Genomic DNA, 7,134 nt, shown 5'->3' on the forward strand with positions numbered 1-7,134 from the left:
GCAGTGATTCTGAGAAGAATATGTCAGCTTACGCTGACCAGAATCACGCACCAAGTCTCACGTGCGTTCGACTTGAATGCTGTAAAAAAAGATATATTCGATGCGGTGAAGAGGATTCTTACACATGGCATTTATTAAGGCTGAAAAATTAAAACATAAATTTGTGCGCCGGGATGAGCAGGGCGAAGTGCAGGATGTGACGCTGGCGCTGGATGATGTAAATATTGAAGTAGAAGAAGGGCAGTTTATTGCCGTGCTGGGGCATAACGGTTCCGGTAAATCTACTTTTGCAAAACATTTGAATGCATTGCTGACACCGAGTGAAGGTACTGTCTGGGTGGATGGAAAAGATACGGCAAAGGATGAAAATATTTTGGATATCCGAAAAGAAGCCGGTATGATCTTTCAGAATCCGGATAACCAGATTGTTGCAGGTGTAGTGGAAGAAGACGTGGCATTTGGCCCGGAAAATATTGGTGTTCCAACGGAAGAAATCTGGGAGCGAGTCGGACACAGTCTGGAGGCAGTTGGTATGATGGCGTACCGTTATCATTCTCCGAATCGTTTGTCCGGTGGCCAGAAGCAGCGTGTTGCCATTGCCGGTGTTGTGGCTATGGAACCCAAATGCATCATTATGGATGAGCCAACAGCCATGCTGGATCCGAATGGACGAAAAGAAGTTTTAAATACGGTACATCGGCTGAACCGACAGAAGGGGGTAACGGTAATTCTGATCACGCATTATATGGAAGAAGTCATTGATGCAGACTATGTGTTTGTTATGGATGACGGTCGTGTGGTGATGCAGGGAACGCCCCGTGAAATTTTTTCACAGGTAGACACACTGCTGGAATATGGGCTGGATGTTCCACAGATTACCCGTTTGGCCTGGGAACTGAAACAGGAAGGTCTGTCGCTTCCGGATGGAATTTTGAGCAGGCAGGAACTGGTGGAGGCAATATGTCAATTAAAATCGAAAACCTGAGTTATACCTATGCACAGGGAAGTGCGTACGAGATACATGCGTTAAAAAACTTAAGTCTTGAGATTGCCGATGGCGAATTTGTGGGAATCATCGGTCATACCGGTTCCGGAAAATCAACGCTGATCCAGCTTCTGGATGGCCTGATCAAGGCAGATGAAGGGCATATTTATTATAACGGTGAAGATATTTATGCACCGGGATATTCCCTGCGTTCCCTGAGAGGAAAAGTCGGACTGGTATTTCAGTATCCGGAGTACCAGCTTTTTGAGACAACTGTATTAAAAGATGCGGCCTATGGTCCACAAAATCAGGGATTTTCTGAGGAAGAGGCACTGGAGAAAGCGAAAGAAGCATTGATCCGGGTAAAACTTCCGGAAAAATATTGGGAAATGTCACCTTTTGAACTTTCCGGTGGACAAAAAAGACGTGCAGCGATTGCAGGGGTTATTGCAATGAATCCGAAAGTGCTGATTCTTGACGAGCCGACAGCCGGTCTGGATCCGAAGGGAAGAGATGAATTGTTTGATCTGATCCGTGAACTGCATGAAAAAATGGAAATGACCGTGCTTTTGGTATCCCACAGTATGGAAGATATGGCAAACTATGTACAGCGGATCGTGGTGCTAAACCATGGGACACTGATGCTGGACGGAACGCCAGCGGAAGTTTTTTCTCATGTGGAGGAATTAGAGCAGGTGTCATTGGCGGTCCCACAGGTCACGTATCTAATGAAAGATCTGAAAAAAGCCGGATTTGCTGTGGATACTTCAGTAACAACCATTGAAGAAGCAAAGAAAGAGATTATGAAATTATGTTAAAGGATATTACAATTGGGCAATATTATCCAACAGAATCGGTGATCCACAGACTGGATCCCCGTGTGAAACTTCTGGCGACACTGATGTATATTGTGTCCTTATTTTTGTTTCATGATTTTGTCGGCTTCATCTGTGTGACGTTATTTTTGCTGGCTGTTATTAAAATGTCGCATGTTCCATTTTCTTTTATGCTGAAAGGTGTACGTGCGATTTGGGTGCTTGTGGTTATTACAGCAGTGTGCAATCTGTTTTTTACACAGGGCGCAAATACGTATTTTTCATGGAAGTTTATCCATATCACAGATCAGGGAGTAAGCAATACCCTGTTTTTTACTATTCGACTGGTATATCTGGTAGTCGGAACTTCCGTGATGACACTGACAACTACGCCGAATAAGTTGACAGATGGTCTGGAGGAAGGTCTGAAACCATTATCAAAAATTGGAGTTCCAGTGCATGAAATTGCCATGATGATGTCAATTGCCATGCGTTTTATCCCGATTCTGGCCGAAGAAGCGGATAAGATTAAAAAAGCACAGATGGCAAGAGGCGCGAATTTTGAAGAGGGTAATATTATTCAGAAAGCAAAAGCCATGGTGCCAATCCTGGTACCGCTGTTTGTATCTGCATTTCGACGTGCCAACGACCTGGCAACGGCCATGGAAGCGCGCTGTTATCATGGCGGTGAGGGGAGAACAAAGATGAAGCCGCTACGCTATATTGCTGCGGATTACAAGGCATATGTGGTGATGGTGTTGTATCTGGCAGTCATTGTTGTGATACGGATCTTTTTATAAAACTTAAAAAAAGATAATAGTAAATTTTATAGAATGAAATTGAAATAATGAGGAAACTGTATGGATTCAGTGAGAAATGTATCGGGTGAGAGATGACGCAAACTTTTATGGGAAAGCCAAGTTATTCTTGAATCAAACGCAGGGAAGTCTGTGAGATATGTTTGTCTGATTGAATTTATACAGTTTTTTTATATTGTGTTCATTTTTTTATACTTGTAAAATAGTAAAAATGAATCAGGGTTTTCATATGAAGAGGGAGGTGCTTGCGTGTGAAACGAGTGAAACTGGTGGTGGCTTATGATGGCACCAATTATTGTGGGTGGCAGGTGCAGCCAAACGGAATTACGATAGAAGGTGTTCTGAACCGGGAATTGAGTAAATTATTGAAGGAAGATATTGTGGTGATCGGTGCGAGTCGTACAGATTCCGGAGTACATTCTTATGGAAATGTGGCAGTTTTTGATACAAATGCACGGATGCCGGCGGAAAAGATTTCCTATGCGCTGAACCAGCGTTTGCCGGATGATATTGTGGTGCAAAATTCCAGTGAAATCCCATTGGACTGGCATCCACGTCATTGCAACAGCCGCAAGACATACGAATTTCGCATTTTAAACCGTGAATTTCCAATGCCGCAAAGACGGCTGGACACCTGGTTTGTTTATCGAAAACTGAATATTCCGGCGATGTGTGAGGCAGCAAGACAGTTCGAGGGAACACATGATTTTAAAAGTTTCTGTTCTGTAAATACGGCAGTGGAAGATACGACACGCACGATTTATTCCTGCGAGTTAAAGAAGGATGGCGAATTACTGACGATTCGGATTACCGGAAGTGGTTTCCTCTATAATATGGTGCGGATCATTGCGGGAACGCTTTTTGATGTGGGAATCGGTAAGATCGCACCGGAGGATATTCCGGCGATATTAGAGAAAAAGGATCGGAAAGCAGCAGGACCGACTGCACCGGCGCATGGCTTGACGATGATTGGAATAGAGTATGAGATTCCACCGGAGAGTTTGATGGAGTGATAGAGGTACAAAAAATGAGTGAAAATAAAAAATGCGTATATTTTACGAGACATGGACAGACATTTTGGAACGTGGAAGACAAAATCTGCGGTTCCACAGATATCGCATTGACGGAGTATGGACAAGAGCAGGCGATTGCACTTGGGCAGAAGATTCTGGAAGAGGGGGTAGAGATTGACGAGATTTTGTATTCGCCATTAATACGTGCGGCGGATACTGCCAGACATATTTCTAAAATCACTGGAATTCCGGCAACAGAAGAATCGCGTCTGAAAGAACAGAATTTTGGAAAATACGAAGGTACTTCCCCGAGAAATGCACCGGAGTTTCAGAAAGCAAAAACAAATTTTATCTGCAGTTATGAGGGCGGTGAGACGATGCTGCATCTTTGCCAGAGAATTTACAATCTGCTGGATGATCTCAAGGAGCGGAACGATGGAAAGACATATCTGCTGGTAGCGCACAATGGAATTTCAAGAGTGATCGAATCTTATTTTCGTGATATGACTAACGAGGAGTTCGCAAAATTTGGAATTAAAAACTGTGAATTGAAAAAATATGAATGGGTGGAATAAATGCTCAATTTCATGGAAAAACCCAGAAAAAATCGTTGACACAGGGAGTTCACTGTACTATAATATACAAGTCTGACAAAGAGTGTTTTTTGTGTGCAAAAAAAGCATTTCATATATAGGCGGTCGGTTGGGACCCGACAGCAGGGCAGAGTTTTTGATGATTCTCCACAAGTCAGAGAAAACAAAACCCGGATAATGCAGACACATTATTCAAAATTAACAGGCAGGAAGCAGATGTGTCCGGACATTCACATTTGTGGAAGCCGCAAATTTATTCAAGGAGGAAAAATCAATGAATAACACATTCATGGCCAACCCGGACAAAGTTGAAAGAAAATGGTATGTAGTTGATGCTACAGGATATACATTAGGACGTTTATCTTCTGAAATCGCTAAGATTTTAAGAGGTAAAAACAAAGCTATCTTTACACCGCACATCGATACAGGTGATTATGTAATCGTTGTAAATGCAGAGAAAGTTAAAGTAACAGGTAAAAAATTAGATCAGAAGATTTACTATCATCACTCTGATTATGTAGGTGGAATGAAAGAGACTACATTAAAAGAGATGCTGGCTAAACATCCGGAAAGAGTTGTAGAGTTCGCTGTTAAAGGCATGCTCCCGAAAGGACCTCTCGGACGTCAGATGTACAAAAAATTATTTGTATATACTGGACCGGATCACAAACATGCAGCTCAGAAACCAGAAGTTCTGACATTTTAATCGGTGAAGGAGGTAAATAATCATGGCTAATACTAAATATTACGGAACAGGAAGAAGAAAAAAATCTATCGCAAGAGTTTACCTTGTACCGGGTACAGGTAAAATCACAATCAATAAAAGAGATATTGATGAGTATCTTGGACTTGAAACATTAAAAGTTATCGTTCGTCAGCCGTTAGTAGCTACAGAGAACGTTGACAAATTCGATGTACTGGTAAACGTTAAAGGTGGCGGTTACACAGGACAGGCTGGTGCTATCAGACATGGTATCGCACGTGCATTACTTACAGTAGACGCTGACTACAGACCAGTTCTGAAGAAAGCTGGATACTTAACACGTGACCCAAGAATGAAAGAGCGTAAAAAACCAGGTCTCAAATCTGCACGTCGCGCACCGCAGTTCTCAAAGAGATAGTTTTCACAATTTCAAAGAGATTACCAAAACCCTTGCAAACTCAGTGTTTACAAGGGTTTTTCTTATGTTTGCGTTTTTGAAAAAGTTGCTGAAAAGTGGTCGATTTTTGACGGTAGCACACACGTAGCGCACACGTAGCGTTTGTAGCGGTGTTCTTGAAATTTGCGACAGGTTGTGATACATTTAGATTGTAAATAAGGAACAACCGCCACAAGTGGTTGACCAGTTAATAAGAATGAACATAGAAAATGCCACCCTAACTCGCCAAAGTTATAGAGGGTGGCATTTTCATGCAACTTACAGCCTGATTTTTACAACTTACAGTATCAATTATAGATATAAAAAACATTCTATGCTATATTATTGTTTCAGAACCGAAGGGAGGTGCGGACATGAAGCTGTCTGTGGAACAGATTCCATATGAAAATGAGGAAGAAGTGATCGTCCGTTGCTATGACACACAGGAAAAATGGGTGGAAGCAATCCGCGCGGTTACTGCCGGAGAAGTTTCTGTCAGCGCCTTTGCGGAGGAAAAAGTTTGTCGGCTAAAACTCAGTGATGTTTATTACTTTGAGGTCGTGGATGGGTGCTCTTTTCTGTATTGTGAGAAAACCGTTTTCAAGTGCCGACAAAAGTTATATGAATTTGAAGAATTATGTCGAAACTCTATGCTTTTCCGATGCAGCAAATCTATGATCTTAAACGCAGATAAGATACAATATGTTCGCCCTTCTGTATCTGGAAGGATGGAAGAAAAGGAAAAAATAAAATGGCTTTGTTGCCCAAAATGTGGTGGCAAAACGAGGACACAGATACGCTCACACACGGTGCTGGAGGATTTTCCACTATTTTGTCCGAAGTGCAAATATACCTGTGTGATTTATTTCAAAGATGGTAAAACAGAAGAAATCAAAATGCCAGACGCTTAGACGCAGTGCATAATCTGATAGTTCAGGTTAACACTGAGTCTTTTTTTGGCTATTCATGGCAACACACAGAATGGTCAGATTGCGCGAGCGGATTGGGAACCCATTGTTGGAGAAAGTAGTGAGTGGCAGATTGAAACGGTACAAAGTGCCGAACCAGACGGATATGGAACTTATCGTTGGAGTTATGATATGACATCCTATTTGCCGGTGGCACATTCTATGGAAAAGGTGCAGAAGCAGGGGTATCAAAAATTGCCTGCGGCGGTTTTTCTGCCGGATGCGATATGCTTCTGCGTGCAATTACATTTACATCAGCGCGTTGTGATTTGTTGATTTTGCAAAGTCCATGGATTCCGATTTTGCAGGAACATACAGAAGAGCTGATAGATACCCTTTCGCAAAAGGGTATTGAACTTCGGATTTATTGTGGGGCTGAGGATGAAGATTGTCTTCCAATGGCACGAGATTTATATGCAAAGATGAAAAAGGCAGGATTAAAGGTGACATTTACAATTCAGGTAGACAATCGGCATCAGTTTCCAGAGAAGACGTACCATTTGGAGGATTGACGATTCAGTACTTGAACGCAGAATAAGCATTCCCCCGCTTCAAGTGCGTAGAGCACTAAGCGGTGGGGAAGGGGATGCTTATGTCAGCCTTGAAAAATGATAAGGAATATTTATGGAGGAACTATGAAAAATACAAACCAACTGATTGGCTGCTGTGGACTAGACTGCGAAAAATGCAATGCCAGGATTGCAACGCTCACGAACGATAACGCCCTGCGCGAGAAAACTGCCGTGTTGTGGACAAAGCTCAATGGGGTAACGATTACAGCAGACATGATTAACTGCACAGGC

General features: G+C 42.4%; 10 protein-coding genes. All 10 read left to right on the forward strand.

The window, feature by feature from the left end; genetic code table 11:
- Nucleotides 1–124 precede the first annotated feature (124 nt).
- Nucleotides 125–985, forward strand: coding sequence for an energy-coupling factor transporter ATPase (locus Q0I54_RS12655; RefSeq protein WP_296119117.1), 861 nt, complete (start codon nt 125–127; stop codon nt 983–985).
- Nucleotides 961–1,803 (forward strand): energy-coupling factor transporter ATPase, encoded by an 843-nt coding sequence (locus Q0I54_RS12660; RefSeq protein WP_296119120.1) that lies wholly within the window; start codon nt 961–963, stop codon nt 1,801–1,803. Before Q0I54_RS12655 ends, Q0I54_RS12660 begins: the two co-directional genes overlap by 25 nt.
- A complete protein-coding gene (locus tag Q0I54_RS12665) occupies nt 1,797–2,600 on the forward strand; it encodes an energy-coupling factor transporter transmembrane protein EcfT (protein ID WP_296119122.1) in 804 nt (267 codons plus the stop codon). Before Q0I54_RS12660 ends, Q0I54_RS12665 begins: the two co-directional genes overlap by 7 nt.
- A 269-nt stretch (nt 2,601–2,869) precedes the next feature.
- A complete protein-coding gene (truA, locus tag Q0I54_RS12670) occupies nt 2,870–3,631 on the forward strand; it encodes a tRNA pseudouridine(38-40) synthase TruA (RefSeq protein WP_296119123.1) in 762 nt (253 codons plus the stop codon).
- A gap of 14 nt (nt 3,632–3,645) precedes the next feature.
- The gene (locus tag Q0I54_RS12675) at nt 3,646–4,206 is read left to right on the forward strand and encodes a histidine phosphatase family protein (protein ID WP_296119124.1); all 561 of its coding nucleotides are present in this window, start codon (nt 3,646–3,648) and stop codon (nt 4,204–4,206) included.
- A gap of 292 nt (nt 4,207–4,498) precedes the next feature.
- The gene (gene rplM / locus Q0I54_RS12680; RefSeq protein ID WP_296119126.1) at nt 4,499–4,930 is read left to right on the forward strand and encodes a 50S ribosomal protein L13; all 432 of its coding nucleotides are present in this window, start codon (nt 4,499–4,501) and stop codon (nt 4,928–4,930) included.
- A 22-nt stretch (nt 4,931–4,952) separates the two neighbouring features.
- Nucleotides 4,953–5,345, forward strand: a complete 393-nt coding sequence (rpsI, locus tag Q0I54_RS12685) for a 30S ribosomal protein S9 (protein WP_118702373.1) — start codon at nt 4,953–4,955, stop codon at nt 5,343–5,345.
- 392 nt (nt 5,346–5,737) lie between these two features.
- Nucleotides 5,738–6,274, forward strand: coding sequence for a cysteine-rich KTR domain-containing protein (locus Q0I54_RS12690; RefSeq protein ID WP_296119128.1), 537 nt, complete (start codon nt 5,738–5,740; stop codon nt 6,272–6,274).
- Between the two features lie 284 nt (nt 6,275–6,558).
- Nucleotides 6,559–6,843, forward strand: a complete 285-nt coding sequence (locus Q0I54_RS12695) for a hypothetical protein (protein ID WP_296119131.1) — start codon at nt 6,559–6,561, stop codon at nt 6,841–6,843.
- 123 nt (nt 6,844–6,966) lie between these two features.
- Nucleotides 6,967–7,134, forward strand: a 168-nt coding sequence (locus Q0I54_RS12700; protein WP_296119134.1) for a DUF3795 domain-containing protein, incomplete at its 3' end; no start/stop codon positions are given.

This window comes from uncultured Eubacterium sp., assembly GCF_934295145.1.
In the GTDB taxonomy this organism is placed as follows: Bacteria; Bacillota; Clostridia; order Lachnospirales; family Lachnospiraceae; genus Eubacterium_I.